Here is a 16,990-nt window from a genome sequence, read left to right on the forward strand (position 1 = left end):
GCGCGGGTACCAGCAGGTCGCGGCCGACCGGTCCGCCGGGGCGTGACCGTGTGCTCCGACGGATCTTCCGCCGGACCGCTCCACCGACCCGCCCGAGGAGAATTGCGTGAGCGACAACACCGTGCCCGGAACTCCGTCCGCGACGTCAGCATCCGACGCGCCGCCGGTGGAGGAAAGTGTCGAAGGCTCTGCTGGACCGCCCGCGGAGACGGCAGCAGTCGCCGCCCCGTCCGGTCCCGAGACGTCCCCCTCGGCCCCGCCGGCGTCACCGGCGTCGGCACAGTCGAGCCTGGCCGCGCCGCGCGGGCTGAGCTACGCGGTGGACATCGTGTTCTGCGTCGACGTGACCGGCAGCATGACGCCGATCATCGACCAGGTGAAGGCCAACGCGCTGGGGTTCTACGACGACGTACAGACCAACCTGACCGACAAGGGCAAGAACGTCGCCCAGCTGCGGGTGCGGGTCATCGCGTTCCGCGACTTCGTGGCCGACGGCGCCGCGGCGCTGGAGGAGTCCGCCTTCTTCACCCTGCCGGAAGAACGCGGTGAGTTCTCCGAGTTCGTGAACGGCCTGATCGCCCAAGGCGGCGGCGACGCTCCCGAGTCGGGTCTGGAGGCGGTGGCACTGGCCATCAAGTCGCCCTGGACGACAACCGGGGACCGCCGCCGGCAGGTCATCGTGGTGTGGACCGACCAGCCGGCCCAGCCGCTGGACCCCTCGGCACTTCCGGCCGACCTGTCCGCCCGGGTGCCCGCCGACTTCAGCGCTCTCACCGACCTGTGGGAGGACGAGCAGGGCCCGATGGGTTCCAGCGCCAAGCGGCTCATCCTGTTCGCGCCGGACGGCCCGGGATGGAGCGACATCTCCTCGGTCTGGGAGAACGTCGTGCACCATCCGTCGCAGGCCGGCGGAGGATTGTCCGAGGTGGACTACGGGACGATCATCGACTCGATCGGCAACTCGGTGTGAGCCGAGCCGAGGGCGCGGCGGCGTCCCTTCCCGGCCCCACCTTCTCCTTCGGTTTCAACCTGGGCAAGGTCCCCGACCAGGGCGAGGACTCCGATCCGATTCTCCGCGACGGCCCGGACCTGGGCCTGGTGGCGGTGTTCGACGGGATGGGTGGTGCCGGCGGCACCGTCTACGAAACCCCCGAGGGCCGGCGTACCGGCGCGTACCTGGCCTCCCGGATCGCCCGGGACGTGGTCGAGCGCCGGATGCTGGAGCTGCTCGAGCCCGACTGGAACCTGAACGGCGAAGCAGCCGCGGAGGACCTGCGCGGATCGGTGCAGGAGGCTCTGCGGGAACGGCTGACCGAGCTCAACGCGCCCCCCAGCGGTCTGCGGTCGCGGTTGCTCCGAGCGCTGCCGACCACGATGGCGGTCGCCGCCCTGCAGCGAACCCAGCCCGGCGGCGCGACCTGGGCGTGCCATCTGCTCTGGGCCGGGGACTCGCGGGCCTACGTCTTCGAACCCGAGGGGGCTCGCCAGCTGACCACCGACGACCTGCGCGATCCAGGTGACGCGCTGGCGAACCTGCGGCACGACTCCGTGGTGAGCAACGCGATGTCGGCCGACACGGACTTCCACGTGAACTACCGCAGGATCGAGCTGCGGGCGCCGTTCCTGGTGGCGTGCGCGACCGACGGCTGCTTCGGCTACGTGAACACCCCGATGCACTTCGAGCACCTGGTGCTTGGTCACCTTCAGCAGGCTCGCACCAGCAAAGCCTGGTCGGCAGCGCTGCAGACGGAGATCTCGTCGGTCACCGGCGACGACGCGGCGATGTCGCTGATGGGGGTGGGCGCGAGCCTGCAGGAGTTCCAGGAGCTGTTCGCCCCGCGGGTCGCCGAGCTCGAGCAACAGTTCATCGGGCCGCTCGACCAGCTCGAGGACGAGGTGAGCCGCGCCGAACGCGAACTCGAAGATCTGCGGGAACGCCGGCTCGCGACGACCACGGCCATCTGGAGCCGGTACAAGGTGGGCTACGAGCGGTATCTCCAGCCGGCCGGGGACCCCGACGACGGCGCGACCGGCTCGGCGGAGGCCACTGCGGCTCCCCGCGCGTCCTCGGTCGCGGTCCCGGACGGCGAGTCAGACCCGGCGACAACCGATCCGGCCGCAGAGGACAGCGAGGAGACGCCGTGAAAGCCGGCGACACGATCAACGGGTACACGATTCTCGAGGACTTCAAGGTCGTCGGCGCCGGCCTGAGCAAGTGGACGTTCGCCGCCCGGGGTGGTCGCGAGTTCTTCATCAAGGAGTTCCTCAGCCCGACCTATCCCGACGACGACGCCCCGGGCAGCGCGAAGACCAAAGCGAAGAAGCGGGCCCGGTGCGCCGCCTTCGAAGCGCACCACCGGGGCCTGCAGAAGGCGCTGGCCCCGCTGTCGGCGTACGGCGGGAACCTGATCGTCACCCTGGACTTCTTCCGCTGGGGAGCCAAGTACTACAAGGTGACCGAGAAGGTCGACGCCGCAGGTCCGAGCGGCGGCGACGTCGCGACGTTCGACTTCCGCACCCAGCTGGTGCTGATGAAGTCGGTGGCGCACAGTCTCAAGATCCTGCACGATCTGCGGATCGTGCACAGCGATCTGAAACCGAGCAACATCATGATCAAGCGCACCGAGCTGGGATACACCAGCAAGCTGATCGACTTCGACAGCTCCTACATCGCCGGCAGCCCGCCGCCGGCCACGGAGATCGTCGGGACCATCAACTACTACTCGCCGGAGCTGCTCGGGTACATCCAGGAGGCCGGGGTGAGCCCTGCCGAGCTCGGGGTGGCGTCGGACCTGTTCGCTCTGGGGCTGATCTTCACCGAGTTCCTCACCGGCGCGGTGCCGCCGTTCGACGCGGCGACCTACCACGAGCCGGCGGTCGCGGTCCGCAACGGCGAGACGCTCAGCATTCCGCGCGCCGGCATCGCGCCGGAGCTGGCGGACCTGATCGACGCGATGCTGCTGGCGGATCCCGCCCGTCGCCCCACCATCGCCCAGGTGCACTCCGCGCTGATGGCCATCCGGCCGGCCGATCGGGACGCAGGGACGGTCCCGGCCGCGCCCACCGCCTTGCGCGGAAAGGGAGTGCGCACCGGCCTGCGTGCCCGTGCCACCGGAACCGCGCCGACCGGCCGGCTCGTCGGCAAGCTGCTGAAGAAGCTCAACGACCGGAGCTCGTCGTGAGCGTGTGGCGCTGCCGGGTGTGCGAGGGAGTCAACCAGGGTGGCCGGACCTGCACCATCTGCGGTGCGGAGGTGCCGCCCGGCGAGGTGCTGCGGACCGCCGTACGTCGGCGGGTCCCCAGCGCGCACCCGCCGGTGCCCGCGACGCCGCGACGCCGGGAGCTGCGCGACCTCCCCGCTCCGGACGAACTGCGGCCGCTGGAGCCGGGGGACCTTTTCGGCTCCTTGGAAGACGTCGAAATCCGCCCGCTTCCGGGCGGATGCCTGGTCTCGGTCGTTCCCCGCCCGCGCCGACGCTGACCGACGTCAGGTCCGGTCAGTCGAGCGGGCGGAGCTCGTCGGCGTACGAGACCGAGACCCGGCGCAGTACGCCGTCCTTGACCGAGTACTGGCCCATCCGCCACAGCGGCGGGCTGTAGGCGTGCACGGTGACCGAGCCCTTGTCCAGGCCGGTGAGGCGGTGGATGTGGTCGGGGCCGAAGCCGTAGACGTCGCCGGCGGTGACCTCGGTCTCGATCGACTCGGTGCCGATCGCGAGGTTGTGCTCGACCAGCTTGCCGCGGGCCACGGCGACCGCGCCCGAGGAGACGTCGTGGTCGTGCCAGCCGGTGTCGTTGACCGGGGTCCAGCAGATCAGCCAGACGTCCACGTTGGCGTCACGGTGCAGCGAGGCGAACACCCGCTCCTCGTCGCTGAAGGCGACCTTGTCCTCCCACAGGTGCGGCTGGGCGGCCAGCGACGCGGCCAGCTCGGCCAGCTCGGTCGGGTCGAGATCACGTCCCGGAAGATTGTCCAGCGACAGACAGTCGTTCAGCTCCACGAGCCGGCTGGCCTGGCGCGCGGGAACGACGGGTGCGTCGGAAACGGGCTGAGCAGTCACTGCACTCCCCTCTCGGAGGACACCGGCACCTGTCAGGAGCCGGTACTGGTCGGTCAGCTCACGCGGATGCGTCGAGCCGGGCCCGGTGGTCGCCGGGAAGTCGGGGTGGTTCAGCTCGCGGGAGATCCGCGTCCGAACCCGAGGCGAGACGTCTTGTCCTGCGGCGGCGACGTGCCGAACAGCAGCCGGTGCGGATTGTCGTACTGGATCACCGCGGTGGCGGCCTCGCCTTGCCGGAGGTCGGTGACACCGGCGTACGGACGGTCGGTGCCGTGCACGACCTGATCGATGCCGAGCACCCGGGCGACCGCGTCGATTCCCTGCGGCCCGTAGCTCGACGTGTCGACGAACACGTTCGGATCGATCGTGCCGAGCCGGCCACCGCGGGCCGCGAGCCGCTCGTGGTGGACCGGGGCCAGCCCGGCCGCGGCGACGAAGCAGAGCCGCAGGCGCGGGAACGCGGACCGCCCGCCGAAGGCGTGCCAACTCCACCAGGCGGCCTGCAACTGGCTCACGTAGTCGACGACCGGCGCCCACCAGCCAGGGACCTGATCTGCCCCGGCCTGGCCGGGGATTCCCGGGCGCACGGTGGAAGCGTTCGTCGCAGTGCCCGGGTGGACGAGCACGGGCTTGTCCGCCTGCTCCGCGACGGCCAGCACCGGCGCGACCCCGGCCCACGCGCCCGGCGTACCGAGGACGTGCGCCGGCAGTTGTACGCCGAGGAAGCCGCCGGCCAGCAGCCCGGCGAGCGCGGACAGGTCGGGCTCCAGCAGATCGACCGACGCCCAGGCCCGAAAGGGCGCGGGCAGCGCCGCGGCGCCGGTGTGCCAGGCGTCCAGCAACGCGGCGTCGCCGAGCTGCTCGATCCCCAACGGGCTGGACAGCGAGACCGCGGCCAGCGTCGTCCCCGCGTCCTGCTCAGCGGCGACCCGTTTGTCGACGGCATGCGCCGCCGGGTCCACGGCGTACGGCGACTCGCCGGCGGTGCGCAAGGTCCAGCCGTCCAGGTACGGCGGCTCGGTCCGGGCGCGCAGGCGGTCGACGAACTCGGCCGGCCACAGGTGCTGGTGGACGTCGATCATCGGCTCTGCCCTCCTCCCGGACTCGCGGTGAACGCTGTTTGAAGCGCTTCAAGACAGCAGCAGTGAAGCGCTTCAAAGCGTTGCTTGTCAAGTTTCTGTCCGCGCCGAGGTCTAGGCTCGTCGTCATGTCCGGATCCAGCCGACGGCCGACCCTGAAGGACATCGCGGCTGACACCGGCCTCTCGATGGCGGCGGTCTCCTACGCGCTGCGCGGGTTGCACGGCACGCCCGAGACCCGGCAGCGGGTGCAGGAGGCGGCCGAGCGGCTCGGCTACCAGGTCGACCCGGTGGCCCGCGCGCTCGCGTCCGGCCGCAGCGGGTCGGTCGGCGTCCTGTGCGCCTCGCTGGAGGATCTGTGGCAGCAGCGCCTCGCCGCCGCGCTCGGCCGCGAGCTGCTCGCCCCGGACCGCAACGCGTGGATCATCGACTCCGCCGGCGACGCGGATCGTCAGCTCGAGCTGGCTCAGCACCTGGTCGACCACCGCGCGGACGCGATCGTGGTGATTCCGATCGATCCGGCCGCCCAGGGCTGGGCGCCGATCGCCCAGCAGGCCCCGGTGATCGCGATCGGCGACGCGCTGCCGGCCGCCAAGGCCAAGTCCGAGGTGCTGTTCGACAACGAGGCCGGCATCAGTACGGCGCTGCGCCGGCTGGCCGACGCCGGTCACCGGTCGATCGCGGTGCTCAGCCCGTCCCGCCGGATCGAGGTGGACCGGCCGTCGGAGGAGATCGCCCACCGGGTGGCCTCCGCGCTCGAGCTGACGGTGCGGATCGTGTCGTGCCCGCACAACCTGGCCGGCGCGACCGCGGTCGCCCGCGACGTGCTCACCGGCACCCCACGCCCGACCGGCATCCTCGCCCTGGCCGACTCGATGGCCTTCGGGGTGTACGCCGCCTGCGCCGAGCTCGGCATCAAGCTGCCCGACGAGCTGTCCCTGCTCGGCTACGACGACCAGCCGATGTCCCAGCTGCTCAGTCCGCCGTTGTCGACGTTCCGCTGGCCGCTCGACGAGCTGGTCGCCGACGTGGTCGCCCGGGTGACCTCGGCCGTCGACACCAACCGCCGGGTCCGCCGGACCACCGTCGGGCCGACGCTGATCGAGCGCGGCTCGGTCGCCGCCCCGCCCGCACCGGCGTGACGGCGACCTTCGAGCCACAGCATCCACACCCGAGAAACTAAACTAGTTCACTCTACTTAAGTTTCACGTCCCACTATGTGAACTGTTCGGCCAGCCGGTGGATGCGGGCGGCGACGGCCGCCCGGCGGTGGTCGTCGGCGGGCAGGGCGCGGGCGAGCATCTCGAAGATCTCCAGGTCCTCGGCGCCGACCGAAGTGTCCGCGTACCGCCACAGCAGCTCGGGATCGCCGGAGTCCAGCACCGCTCGGCGCAGCGTCGCATCCAGCTCGTCGCGCACGGCCCGCAGCGCCGGCGCGTCCGACCGGACCAGCAGCGGACCGGCGTACAGGTCGAGGGCGCGCGGCAGGTCACCGCGGCGTACGGCGGCCTGGACGTCGGTCACGTCGCCGCTGACCTCGGCCAGGATCCGGTACGGCTTGGTGTCGAGCACTCCCCCACCGAGCAGGTTGCGCAGCCGGTGCATCTCGGCGCGAACGGTCGCCGGGTTGCCTTCGTCGCCGTACAGCTGCAGCATCAACTGCTCGCCGGTCAGTCCCGCGGGATGCAGCAGCAGCAGCGCGAGCACCTCCGCCCGGCGCAGGGTCAGGCTGATCTCCCGACCACCCACGACAGCGACGGGCGGCCGGGAGCCGAGCAGCTGCAGCCGGAGCGACGTACGCCGCCGGCGGGCCGTGCCGGGGATCCGCAGCAGGTAGCCCTCGTCCAGCGGCTCGACGACTGCCTCCCGGCCGTCGCCCAGGTCGATCCGGTCCGCACCGGCCGGTACGTCGAGCCGGTCCGGCAGCCAGGCCAGCGGCTGAACGGCGAGCACCCTGCCGGTCGGCGTGAGCAAGGCACCGGGGGCATCGCCCAGCGCGATCAGGTGCCGCATGTTGCGGGCCCGCAGCACTTCGTCGGCCGCGGCCATCCGGACCCGCAGCTGTCCTTCGGCCAGCTTCGCGGCGGCGGTGACCAGCGCCATCATCGCCGGGTGCACGGTCCGCAGCGGGCCGGAGACGTCGACGGCGCCGATCAGCTTGCCGGTGTCCGGGTCGTGCACCGGCGCGGCGGCGCACGTCCAGGCGTGGATCCGGCGGACGAGATGCTCGGCGGAGTGGATCTGGACCGGCTGATCCGCGGCGAGCGCTGTGCCCATGCCGTTGGTGCCGATCGCGTCCTCGGACCAGATCGCGCCTTCCGACAAGGCGATCCGGTCGGCCTGCCGGCGAACGTCCGCGGCACCCTCGCGCCACAAAATCAGGCCGCGCGCGTCGGTGACGATCATGATGTGCGAAGCCTCGTCGGCGATCGTGGTCAGCGTCTGGCGCAGCACCGGGAGCACGGCGTGCAGCGGGTGGTCGGCCCGCAGCGCGTCGAGCTCGTCGCCGGACACCACCACCGGCGGGGCGTCCAGCTCGGGATCGACCAGCGCGGCCAGCGACCGCTGCCACGACTCGGCGACCAGCGGACGCGGTACGCCGGGCGACCGGCCACCGCCGAGCACCCCGTCGTACAGCTCGCTCAGGCGCCGAGCCTGCTCCGGTGCGTCCACGCCTCAGCCTCACCCGGATCCGGACCCCGTACAAGTGGGAGGCGCGTCGCAAACCTGTGCGTGCAACGTTCGTGCAACGTCGCCCGGCCTACGGTGCGGACACCGGACAGAGCTGGAGGACCGATGACGATCTACGCCGCTCCCGGGCAAGCAGGCAGCCCGGCCGCCTTCAAGTCCCGCTACGACCACTTCATCGGTGGCGAGTGGGTGCCGCCGGCCAAGGGCGGCTACTTCGAGAACCCGACGCCGGTCACCGGTGAGAACTTCACCGAGATCGCCCGCGGCACCGCCGACGACGTCGAAGCCGCCCTGGACGCGGCGCACGGCGCGGCACCCGGCTGGGGCCGCACCTCGTCGTCGGAGCGGGCCACCATCCTGAACCGGATCGCCGACCGGATCGAGGACAACCTCGAGCTGCTCGCGGTCGCCGAGACCTGGGACAACGGCAAGGCCGTGCGCGAGACGCTGGCCGCCGACATGCCGCTGGCGATCGACCACTTCCGGTACTTCGCCGGCGCGCTGCGCGCCCAGGAGGGCTCGATCTCGCAGGTCGACGACGACACCGTGGCGTACCACTTCCACGAGCCGCTCGGCGTGGTCGCGCAGATCATCCCGTGGAACTTCCCGATCCTGATGGCGACCTGGAAGCTGGCCCCGGCGCTGGCGGCCGGCAACGCGGTGGTGCTGAAGCCGGCCGAGCAGACCCCGGCCTCGATCCACGTGCTGATGGAGCTGATCGCCGACCTGCTGCCGCCGGGCGTGCTGAACATCGTCAACGGCTTCGGCGTCGAGGCCGGCAAACCGCTTGCCTCCAGCAACAGAGTGGCGAAGGTCGCGTTCACCGGTGAGACCACGACCGGCCGGCTGATCATGCAGTACGCGTCGGAGAACATCATCCCGGTCACCCTGGAGCTGGGCGGCAAGAGCCCGAACATCTTCTTCGAAGACGTCGCGGCCAGCAAGGACGCCTTCTACGACAAGGCGCTCGAGGGCTTCACGATGTTCGCGCTGAACCAGGGCGAGGTCTGCACCTGTCCGTCCCGGGCGCTGATCCAGGCCGGCATCTACGACTCGTTCCTGGCCGACGCGAAGGCGCGCACCGAGGCGGTCAAGCAGGGCAACCCGCTGGACACCGACACGATGATGGGCGCGCAGGCCAGCAACGACCAGTACGAGAAGATCCTGTCCTACATCGACATCGGCAAGGCCGAGGGCGCCAAGGTGATCACCGGCGGCGAGAAGGCCGACCTGGGCGGTGAGCTGAGCGGCGGCTACTACATCCAGCCGACGATCTTCGAGGGCGAGAACAAGATGCGGATCTTCCAGGAGGAGATCTTCGGGCCGGTGGTCTCGGTGACCCGGTTCGACGACTACGCCGACGCGCTGAAGATCGCCAACGACACCCTGTACGGTCTCGGCGCCGGGGTCTGGTCGCGGGACATCAACACGGCGTACCGGGCGGGCCGGGAGATCCAGGCCGGCCGGGTCTGGACGAACTGCTACCACGCCTATCCCGCGCACGCGGCGTTCGGCGGCTACAAGAACTCGGGCATCGGCCGGGAGAACCACAAGATGATGCTCGACCACTACCAGCAGACCAAGAACCTGCTGGTCAGCTACTCGCCCGACAAGCTCGGCTTCTTCTAGGCCGCGCGATGGTCGACAGGGTGTCCCTCACCGAGGCGGCGGAGGTCCTGCTGCGCCGCCTCACCGAGCTGCACGGACCGCTGATGTTCCACCAGTCCGGCGGCTGCTGCGACGGCAGCTCGCCGATGTGCTACCCGGACGGTGAGTTCAGAACGGGGGCGGCGGACGTGCATCTGGGTGACCTGACGGTGGACGGGCTGGACAAGCCGATCGGCTTCTGGATGTCGGCGAACCAGTTCGAGTACTGGAAGCACACCCACCTGACCGTCGACGTGGTGAAGGGCCGCGGCAGCGGCTTCTCCGTGGAGGCCCCCGAGGGCGTTCGCTTCCTGATCCGGTCCCGGCTGTTCAGCGACCAGGAGTCGATGGAGCTGGGGCTGCTGTAGAGCTCACGCAGGTGCGGTTCGCCCGGCCCCCAACGAGCGGACCGCGCCTGCGTGCCAGACGAGTGCCGACCGTCCGGTGGCGTTGCCGGACGGTCGGCACTCTTGTTTCTCGACCAGGTCGGGGCGGGTAGACCTCAGGTGACGACGCCCAGGGTCAGCAGGATGTTGGCGTACAGGCGCTGCTCCCCGGTGGCGACGGCCACGGCGAGCTCGGGGCTGCGGGCGACGGCGTAGAAGTCTTCGCGCGGCAGCGGCAACAAGGTGGTGCCCGGCAGCAGCTCGCGGAAGCGGCTGTAGATGTCCGGCTCCTCGCCGGTGGCGGTCGCCATCACCCGTGCCGCCTCGACCGGTACGACGTCGAGCAGGGTCGCCAGCACGTCGTCGACCGGGACCTGGCCGGGCCGCAGGTTGAGCCAGATCGTCTCCACCCCCGGCGCCACCGCGGTCGCGTACGGGTAGTTGCCATCAGCAATCAGTACGACGGACCCGTGGCCGGCCCGGGCCAGGGCGCCGAGCAGCGGCGGGTGGATCAGCGGGTAGCGCAGCACCAGGGTCCTCCAGGGGGCCTCGGCAGGGAAATCGAAATCAGAGCGCACCCAGGGTAGGCGCAGGGCGCGGTGAGACCCGCGCCCGGACAGGGCGAACGGCACACTCCGAAGCCGATCGGTTGCGTACTGCGACGACTGTGGTGACTGGCTGTTCCCCGCTGGGCACGAAGGACAACCCTCGACTCGTCACGATTCCGCCGGTTTCCCTTCCGCGCGCCGTCACACAGGCTTAGGGTCGGGCCGGACGGGTCGTGGAGGGCGATCCGCGCAGACAACTTCATGGAGCGTTGCTGTGAAAGTTTCAGGCAAAGGGCGGGGGCTCCTGGCAGTCTCTGCCGTGTCCGCCACCGCCCTGCTGGCGGTAGCCGCCGGAGGTGGCGCCACCGCGGCCACCACCGCCACCCCCGACCAGGGCGGCGAAAGCATTCCGTCGGCCGCTTCGAAGGAGCGGAAGGGCAACTTCGACGCCCGGACGCCGAACGCGCGGGCCACCTACGCCCGGGCCGCCAAGGTGGTCGGCAAGCAGTCCGCCGGCGCGGAGAAGTTCCGCGACTCGCTCGGCACCCAGGGCGTCGTCGACCTCGACCCGAACACCGGCACGCCGGCTCAGGTGACCAAGCTCAACGGCTTCCTCACCGCCGCGAGCAGCAAGAAGGCCGGCCAGGTCGCGCTCGACTACGTCAAGGCGCACCCCGAGGTCTTCAAGCTGTCGGCCGCCGACCTCGGCACCCTCAAGCTGCGCAAGGACTACGTCGACGACCTCGGCACCCACCACATCTCCTGGGTCCAGGAGATCGACGGCATCGAGGTGTTCGGCAACGGCCTGAAGGCCAACGTCACCAAGGACGGCAAGCTGATCTCGGTGCAGGGCGCCCCGGTGGCCGGCCTGGCCTCCCAGGCGCAGGCCCGCAAGGCGGCGCCGTCGGTGTCCGCCGCGGCGGCCCGCTCCTCGGCCGCCGAGGACATCGGCGGCAAGGCCAAGTCCGCGACCGCGCAGACCTCCGGCGTGACCACCAAGTGGGCCAACGGCGACCACGCCAAGCAGGTCTGGTTCCACACCGCCGACGGCCTGCGCAAGGGCTGGATGACCTACGTCAACGCCGGCGGGTCGCTGATCTACTCGCACGTCATCGACGCCCAGACCGGCAGCCTGCTCTACCGCCGCGACCTGGTCAGCCAGGGCAAGGGCGACGCGCTCGTGCAGGACAACTACCCGGGCGCGCCGCGGGGCGGCACCCAGCGCACCGAGAACCTGATCTACAACAAGTGGCTGCCGAAGAACGCCACCACGCTGCTGCAGGGCACCTCGGTCGCCGCGTTCGCCGACGTGAACGACGACAACCAGCCGAACCCCGGTGAGACGGTCAAGGTTCCCGGTACGCCGACCACCTCGGAGTACAAGCTGGTGCCGTTCCAGTCGAACCCGCTTTGCTCGGCGGCGTTCGTCTGCACCTGGGACCCGGCCAAGCCGGACTCCTGGAAGACGAACCTGAACCAGGACGTCACCAACGCGTTCTACCTGGCCAGCAACTTCCACGACTTCCTCGCCAAGCCGCCGATCAGCTTCACCGCGGCGGCCGGCAACTTCGAGGCCGCCGGTGGCGACCCCGTGCTGCTGAACGCGCTGGACGGCGCGGCGACCGGCGCCGACGGCGGCCCGGACGCCAACCACCTGAACAACGCGAACATGGCGACCCCGCCCGACGGCACGCCGCCGACCATGCAGATGTACCTGTTCGGCTCGGTCGGCGACAACACCACGGTGCCGAGCAGCTCGAGCAACGACGCCAGCATCCTGTACCACGAGTACGGTCACGGCCTGTCGAACCGGCTGGTCGTCGACGCCACCGGCAACTCGACGCTGAACAGCATCCAGGCCGGCGCGATGGGCGAGGCGTGGAGCGACTTCTACGCGATGGACTACCTGGTCGCGCACGCGCTGGAGAAGGACACCACCGCCCCGGGCGAGATCCGGGTCGCCAAGTACGTCACCGCCGACGGCCCGTTCCGGACCCAGGCGACCGACTGCCGGGTCAAGGCCAAGGCGCCGTTCTGTGTCGCGGCCGACGGCTCGCAGGGCGGTTACACCTACGGCGACTTCCCGACCGTCGGCGGCGCCCCGCAGGTGCACGCCTCCGGTGAGATCTGGGCGCAGACCCTGTGGGACCTGCGGGAGCGGTTCGGCCGGACCTACGCGCTGAGCCTGATCACCCGGGCGATGGAGCTGTCCCCGAACGACCCGACCATGCTCGACATGCGCAACGCGATCGTGCAGGCCGACCTGGTCGCCAGCGGCGGCAAGAACGCCGGCATCATCTGGCAGGTCTTCGCCAACCGCGGCATGGGCTGGTTCGCCGGCGTCCTGGACGGCGGCGACGCGTTCCCGGTCGAGGACTTCCACCGTCCGCCGACCGGCGCCACCACCACGATCAGCGGCACCGTGACCGACAAGGACACCGGCGCTCCGGTGCCGGGCGCGCTGGTCTTCATCGGCGGTCACGCCTCCGGCTACGCGGGCGACTACTCCGCCGTGACCGGCGCGGACGGCAAGTACACGATCGACAACGTCCTGCCGGGCACCTACGGCAAGTTCGTCGTCTCCGGCGCCGGCTACGAGGTGCTGGGCGCTCCGCTGGCGGTCAAGGCCGGCGGCACCACCGCGAACTTCGCGCCGCGACGCAACTGGGCGGCCTCGTCCGGTGGCGGCACGGTGGTCGGCTTCAACGGCCCGGACTACTCCCCGGCCTGTGGCCCGGCGTTCGCCATCGACTCCAGCCAGGGCACCGGCTGGGGCAGCACGACCGGCGACAACAACGCGACGCCGACCAACGTGATGATCCCCAAGCACGTCGACATCAAGCTGCCGGCGGCGGTCACCGTGAGCAGGTTCTCGGTCGACCCGTCGAACACCTGCGGCGACCCGGGCAGCGCCTCGACCGGCAAGTACCGGATCGAGACGTCGGCCGACGGCACCACCTGGACGACCGCCCAGGAGGGTGAGTTCACCGCGGCCAACCGGGGCAAGTACAACGAGCTCACCCCGTCCGCCGCGACGACCAACGTGCGGTACGTCCGGTTCTGGATGCTCAGCCCGCAGGTTCCCGACTTCGCGAACAACTGCCCGCTCGGCGCGTACGGCGGCTGCCAGTTCACCGACATGACGGAGCTGCAGGTCTTCGGTACCAAGTAACACCCCGCACCACCCAGCAGTGCGAAGGGCCGGCCGATCACCTCGGCCGGCCCTTCGCCGTAAGCTCGCGCGGTGAGCCGGAGGATTCCACGGGCCGAGAGTCAGGCCCGGACGCGTGCACGGCTGCTGACGGCCGCCGCCGAGCTGTTCGCCGAGCGCGGGGTGAACGGCGCCTCGGTCGAGCAGATCGCCGAGCGGGCCGGCTACACCCGCGGCGCCTTCTACGGGAACTTCACCGGCAAGCCCGCCCTGGTCGCCGCCCTGCTGGAGCACCGCACCGAGCACGAGTACGCCGAGGTCTCCGCGCTGACCGGTGACGCCGACAGCCTGCGCGCCTGGCACCGGGACCGGAGTACGGGCGCCGCCGACTGGCTCGCGCTCCGCCTCGAGCTGCTCCGGTACGCCGTCCGCGAGCAGCCCGAGATCCTGGACCACCTGCGCGCCCGGGAGTCCTACGCGCGGCAGGCCCACGCCGGCTGGCTGACCCGGCTCTTCGCCGACGAAGGCCTCGAACCCCCGGCGGAGATCACCGAGCTGGCGCTGATCGTGCACGCCCTGGAGGACGGTCTGCTGATCCAGCGCACGATCGACCCCGACACCGCTTCCCCCGAGGCCACGCTGGCCGCCGTCGAGTTGCTCGCCCGCTCCTGGCTGGCCCTGGCGAGAAATGCCCGCGCCTGACGCGCTCCATCCAGATACAGTTCTGTATATGAGTGACGTGCGGACGTACCGCGTGATCGTGCGGGGCGAGTTCCAGGGGCTGGACGAGCAGCTGCGAGCCAAGCTGCTCGCGGAGTTGGACGCCCACGACCTGCTGCTCGCGACGTACCGTCCCGAAGGCTTTCTGAGTTACGACGCCGATCTGCGGCCGTTCAGCATCCGGTGCCAGGTGGTGCAGCCGGCCGACCGGTCGGACCAGGACGCGATCGACACCGGCCTGCTCACCGCGCTGCAGCTGCTCGACGACGCCGGCCTGCGGCACCACCGCCTGCGCGCCACGGCGACCTGCCTCGAGGACGTCAAGATCAACCGGCGCCGGAAGTGAGACGGAACACGCGGGCGTGATGCGCCCCTCACCCCCATGACTCACCGGTAACCAACCAATAACATCGCTGGTATGCAGATCCTCGCCATCGTCGTCTCGCTCGCGATCGCCGCGGTCGGGATCGCCTTGTTCGGCCGGACGATCGGGCACCTGGTGTCCGTGATCAGGCTCGGTCAGCCGGCCCAGCGCAGCGACCACCCGGGGCAGCGGACCATGACCATGCTCCGGGAGACCCTCGGGCACACCCGGATGCTGCAGTGGAGCCACATCGGCGTGCTGCACTGGTTCGTCGCGGCCAGCTTCGTCGGCCTGATCCTCAGCCTGGTGACGGCGTTCGGGCAGCTGTTCGACGCGCACTTCGCGCTGCCGATCGTCGGCCACTGGGTGGTGTTCGAGTGGATCACCGAGATCCTCAGCTGGGCCGGCCTGCTGACGATCCTCGGGCTGATCGTGATCCGGCTGCGGCACCGGCCGACCGGGTCCGAGGGCCGGTACAGCCGGTTCTACGGCTCGCGGACCTGGCAGGGCTACTACGTCGAGTACACGATCCTCGGCGTGGTGATCTGCATCCTCGCCCTGCGCGCGCTGGAGTACGGCCTGGCGTCCCAGCTCGGCGAGGCGTCCCGCTGGCACTTCCCGCTGACCTGGTTCCTGGGTGAGGCGGTCACCGGCTGGCCGGAGTCCCGGCTGGAGAACGCCGTCTACCTGGTCGCGATGATCAAGATCCTGATCTCGTTCGCCTGGATGATCACGATCTCGCTGAACGCCACGATGGGCGTCGCCTGGCACCGGTTCACCGCCTGGCCGAACATCTGGTTCAAGCGCAAGGCCGACGGCGGCACCGCGCTCGGCGCGCTGCAGCCGATCAGCGTCAGCGGCAAGCCGATCGACTTCGAGAACATCGAGGAGCTGGACGAGGACTCGCCGCTGGGTGTCGGCAAGGTCGAGGACTTCACCTGGAAGGGTCTGCTCGACTTCACCACCTGCACCGAGTGCGGCCGCTGCCAGTCGCAGTGCCCGGCCTGGAACACCGAGAAGCCGCTCTCGCCGAAGCTGATCGTGATGAACCTGCGGGAGAACGCGTACACCAAGGCGCCGTACCTGCTGGCCTCCTCGGACGAGGAGCGCTCCTCGCTGCCGGACCTGGTCAAGGCCGAGATGGAGCGCCCGCTGGTCGGCTCGCCCGACGTCGCGGTGATCGACGAGGACGCGCTGTGGGCCTGTACGTCGTGCGGCGCGTGCGTGCAGCAGTGCCCGGTCGACATCGAGCACGTGGACGCGATCATGGACATGCGCCGCTACCAGGTGCTGATCGAGTCGTCGTTCCCGTCCGAGCTCAACGGGTTGTTCAAGGGCCTGGAGAACAAGGGCAACCCGTGGAACATGAACCCGTCCGGCCGGATGGACTGGGCCAAGGGCCTGCCGTTCGAGGTCAAGCAGGTCGGCACCGACGTGGAGACGCTGGCCGAGGTCGAGTACCTGTTCTGGGTCGGCTGCGCGGGCGCCTTCGAGGACCGGGCGAAGAAGACCACCCAGGCCGTCGCCGAGCTGCTGAACATCGCCGGCGTCAGCTTCGCCGTCCTGGGTGACGGCGAGACCTGCTCCGGCGACCCGGCGCGCCGGGCCGGCAACGAGTTCGTCTTCCAGCAGCTGGCGATGCAGAACGCCGAGGTGTTCAAGGAGACCGGCGCCAAGAAGGTCGTCTCCACCTGCGCGCACTGCTTCAACACGCTGAAGAACGAGTACTCCCAGCTCGGCGTCGAGCTCGACGTCATCCACCACACCCAGCTGCTGAACCGGCTGGTCCGCGAGGGCAAGCTGACCCCGGTCGCTCCGGCCGACAGCAGCCTGAACGGGCAGAAGATCACCTACCACGACCCGTGCTACCTGGGCCGGCACAACCAGGTGTACGACGCGCCGCGGGAACTGCTGGAGCTCATTCCCGGCGCCGAGTACGCCGAGATGCCGCGCAACCGGACCAAGTCGTTCTGCTGCGGCGCGGGTGGTGCGCGGATGTGGATGGAGGAGAAGATCGGCAGCCGGATCAACGTGAACCGGACCGACGAGGCGGTCGCGACCGGCGCGGACAAGATCGCCACCGGCTGCCCGTTCTGCCGGGTGATGCTGTCCGACGGACTGACCGCCAAGCAGGCCGACGGCTCGGCCGGCGAGCAGGTCGAGGTCGCCGACGTCGCCCAGCTGCTGCTCGCCTCGGTCAAACGTGGCGAAAGCTGACGCACCAAGGGAGTCGTTGAGACCGGAACCGGACAGATCACTTCCCGTGGTGAGAACTTCTCGTAATGTGCTGTTAGACAGGGAGTCATCTACCTGTCAGGGAAGTTCTCACCTACGGATGATCGG

General features: G+C 70.2%; 15 protein-coding genes. 11 read left to right on the top strand and 4 right to left on the bottom strand.

What is annotated here, in order from left to right:
- Window positions 1-106 precede the first annotated feature (106 nt).
- The 4 genes from KFLA_RS33795 to KFLA_RS37725 are packed head-to-tail and all read left to right on the top strand — an operon-like array spanning window position 107 to window position 3,481.
- Window positions 107-970, top strand: coding sequence for a vWA domain-containing protein (locus tag KFLA_RS33795; RefSeq protein WP_012924343.1), 864 nt, complete (start codon window positions 107-109; stop codon window positions 968-970).
- Window positions 967-2,145, top strand: a complete 1,179-nt coding sequence (locus KFLA_RS33800; RefSeq protein WP_012924344.1) for a PP2C family protein-serine/threonine phosphatase — start codon at window positions 967-969, stop codon at window positions 2,143-2,145. The genes KFLA_RS33795 and KFLA_RS33800 overlap by 4 nt, the downstream gene beginning before the upstream one ends.
- Window positions 2,142-3,182: a protein kinase domain-containing protein gene (locus KFLA_RS33805; protein ID WP_012924345.1), complete on the top strand. Its 1,041-nt coding sequence runs from the start codon at window positions 2,142-2,144 to the stop codon at window positions 3,180-3,182. The genes KFLA_RS33800 and KFLA_RS33805 overlap by 4 nt, the downstream gene beginning before the upstream one ends.
- Window positions 3,179-3,481 (top strand): hypothetical protein, encoded by a 303-nt coding sequence (locus tag KFLA_RS37725; RefSeq protein WP_148256805.1) that lies wholly within the window; start codon window positions 3,179-3,181, stop codon window positions 3,479-3,481. Before KFLA_RS33805 ends, KFLA_RS37725 begins: the two co-directional genes overlap by 4 nt.
- 16 nt (window positions 3,482-3,497) lie before the next feature.
- Here the strand turns inward: KFLA_RS37725 and KFLA_RS33810 are convergent, their stop codons facing one another.
- Together KFLA_RS33810 and KFLA_RS33815 are read right to left on the bottom strand one after the other, a co-directional pair.
- Window positions 3,498-4,061, bottom strand: coding sequence for a cysteine dioxygenase (locus KFLA_RS33810; protein WP_012924346.1), 564 nt, complete (start codon window positions 4,059-4,061; stop codon window positions 3,498-3,500).
- 110 nt (window positions 4,062-4,171) lie between these two features.
- Window positions 4,172-5,143 (bottom strand): amidohydrolase family protein, encoded by a 972-nt coding sequence (locus tag KFLA_RS33815; RefSeq protein WP_012924347.1) that lies wholly within the window; start codon window positions 5,141-5,143, stop codon window positions 4,172-4,174.
- Between the two features lie 125 nt (window positions 5,144-5,268).
- Here KFLA_RS33815 and KFLA_RS33820 point away from each other — a divergent pair, with 125 nt between their 5' ends.
- Entirely contained in the window at window positions 5,269-6,282 is a 1,014-nt protein-coding gene (locus KFLA_RS33820; protein WP_012924348.1) for a LacI family DNA-binding transcriptional regulator, read from the top strand.
- A 73-nt stretch (window positions 6,283-6,355) separates the two neighbouring features.
- On the opposite strand, the gene KFLA_RS33825 is transcribed toward KFLA_RS33820, so the two are convergent.
- Window positions 6,356-7,813, bottom strand: a complete 1,458-nt coding sequence (locus tag KFLA_RS33825; RefSeq protein WP_012924349.1) for a GAF domain-containing protein — start codon at window positions 7,811-7,813, stop codon at window positions 6,356-6,358.
- A gap of 123 nt (window positions 7,814-7,936) precedes the next feature.
- Here KFLA_RS33825 and adh point away from each other — a divergent pair, with 123 nt between their 5' ends.
- The gene (adh, locus tag KFLA_RS33830; RefSeq protein ID WP_012924350.1) at window positions 7,937-9,460 is read left to right on the top strand and encodes an aldehyde dehydrogenase; all 1,524 of its coding nucleotides are present in this window, start codon (window positions 7,937-7,939) and stop codon (window positions 9,458-9,460) included.
- Between the two features lie 20 nt (window positions 9,461-9,480).
- Window positions 9,481-9,846 carry a DUF779 domain-containing protein gene (locus tag KFLA_RS33835; RefSeq protein WP_272941272.1) on the top strand — a complete coding sequence of 122 codons (366 nt, stop codon included), beginning with the start codon at window positions 9,481-9,483 and terminating at the stop codon, window positions 9,844-9,846.
- A gap of 134 nt (window positions 9,847-9,980) precedes the next feature.
- Here KFLA_RS33835 and KFLA_RS33840 read toward each other — a convergent pair whose 3' ends face one another.
- Window positions 9,981-10,394 (bottom strand): RbsD/FucU family protein, encoded by a 414-nt coding sequence (locus tag KFLA_RS33840; RefSeq protein ID WP_012924352.1) that lies wholly within the window; start codon window positions 10,392-10,394, stop codon window positions 9,981-9,983.
- A 337-nt stretch (window positions 10,395-10,731) separates the two neighbouring features.
- Here KFLA_RS33840 and KFLA_RS33845 point away from each other — a divergent pair, with 337 nt between their 5' ends.
- The 4 genes from KFLA_RS33845 to KFLA_RS33860 all read left to right on the top strand — a co-directional run bounded on the left by KFLA_RS33845 (window position 10,732) and on the right by KFLA_RS33860 (window position 16,864).
- Complete coding sequence (locus tag KFLA_RS33845) at window positions 10,732-13,584, top strand: M36 family metallopeptidase (protein ID WP_237706661.1); 2,853 nt, start codon at window positions 10,732-10,734, stop codon at window positions 13,582-13,584.
- A 72-nt stretch (window positions 13,585-13,656) separates the two neighbouring features.
- Window positions 13,657-14,265 (top strand): TetR/AcrR family transcriptional regulator, encoded by a 609-nt coding sequence (locus KFLA_RS33850; RefSeq protein WP_012924354.1) that lies wholly within the window; start codon window positions 13,657-13,659, stop codon window positions 14,263-14,265.
- 28 nt (window positions 14,266-14,293) lie between these two features.
- Window positions 14,294-14,629 carry a DUF6204 family protein gene (locus KFLA_RS33855; RefSeq protein ID WP_012924355.1) on the top strand — a complete coding sequence of 112 codons (336 nt, stop codon included), beginning with the start codon at window positions 14,294-14,296 and terminating at the stop codon, window positions 14,627-14,629.
- A 72-nt stretch (window positions 14,630-14,701) separates the two neighbouring features.
- Entirely contained in the window at window positions 14,702-16,864 is a 2,163-nt protein-coding gene (locus tag KFLA_RS33860; protein ID WP_012924356.1) for a (Fe-S)-binding protein, read from the top strand.
- The last annotated feature ends 126 nt before the right edge of the window (window positions 16,865-16,990 follow it).

Origin of the sequence: Kribbella flavida DSM 17836 (assembly GCF_000024345.1) — a bacterium.
GTDB lineage: Bacteria > Actinomycetota > Actinomycetes > Propionibacteriales > Kribbellaceae > Kribbella > Kribbella flavida.

Excerpts from the sequence above, each read along its gene's own strand:
- KFLA_RS33815 (WP_012924347.1), bottom strand. The coding sequence starts at position 5,143 with ATGATCGACGTCCACCAGCACCTGTGGCCGGCCGAGTTCGTCGACCGC.
- adh (WP_012924350.1), top strand. The coding sequence starts at position 7,937 with ATGACGATCTACGCCGCTCCCGGGCAAGCAGGCAGCCCGGCCGCCTTC.
- KFLA_RS33820 (WP_012924348.1), top strand. The coding sequence starts at position 5,269 with ATGTCCGGATCCAGCCGACGGCCGACCCTGAAGGACATCGCGGCTGAC.
- KFLA_RS33855 (WP_012924355.1), top strand. The coding sequence starts at position 14,294 with ATGAGTGACGTGCGGACGTACCGCGTGATCGTGCGGGGCGAGTTCCAG.
- KFLA_RS33860 (WP_012924356.1), top strand. The coding sequence starts at position 14,702 with ATGCAGATCCTCGCCATCGTCGTCTCGCTCGCGATCGCCGCGGTCGGG.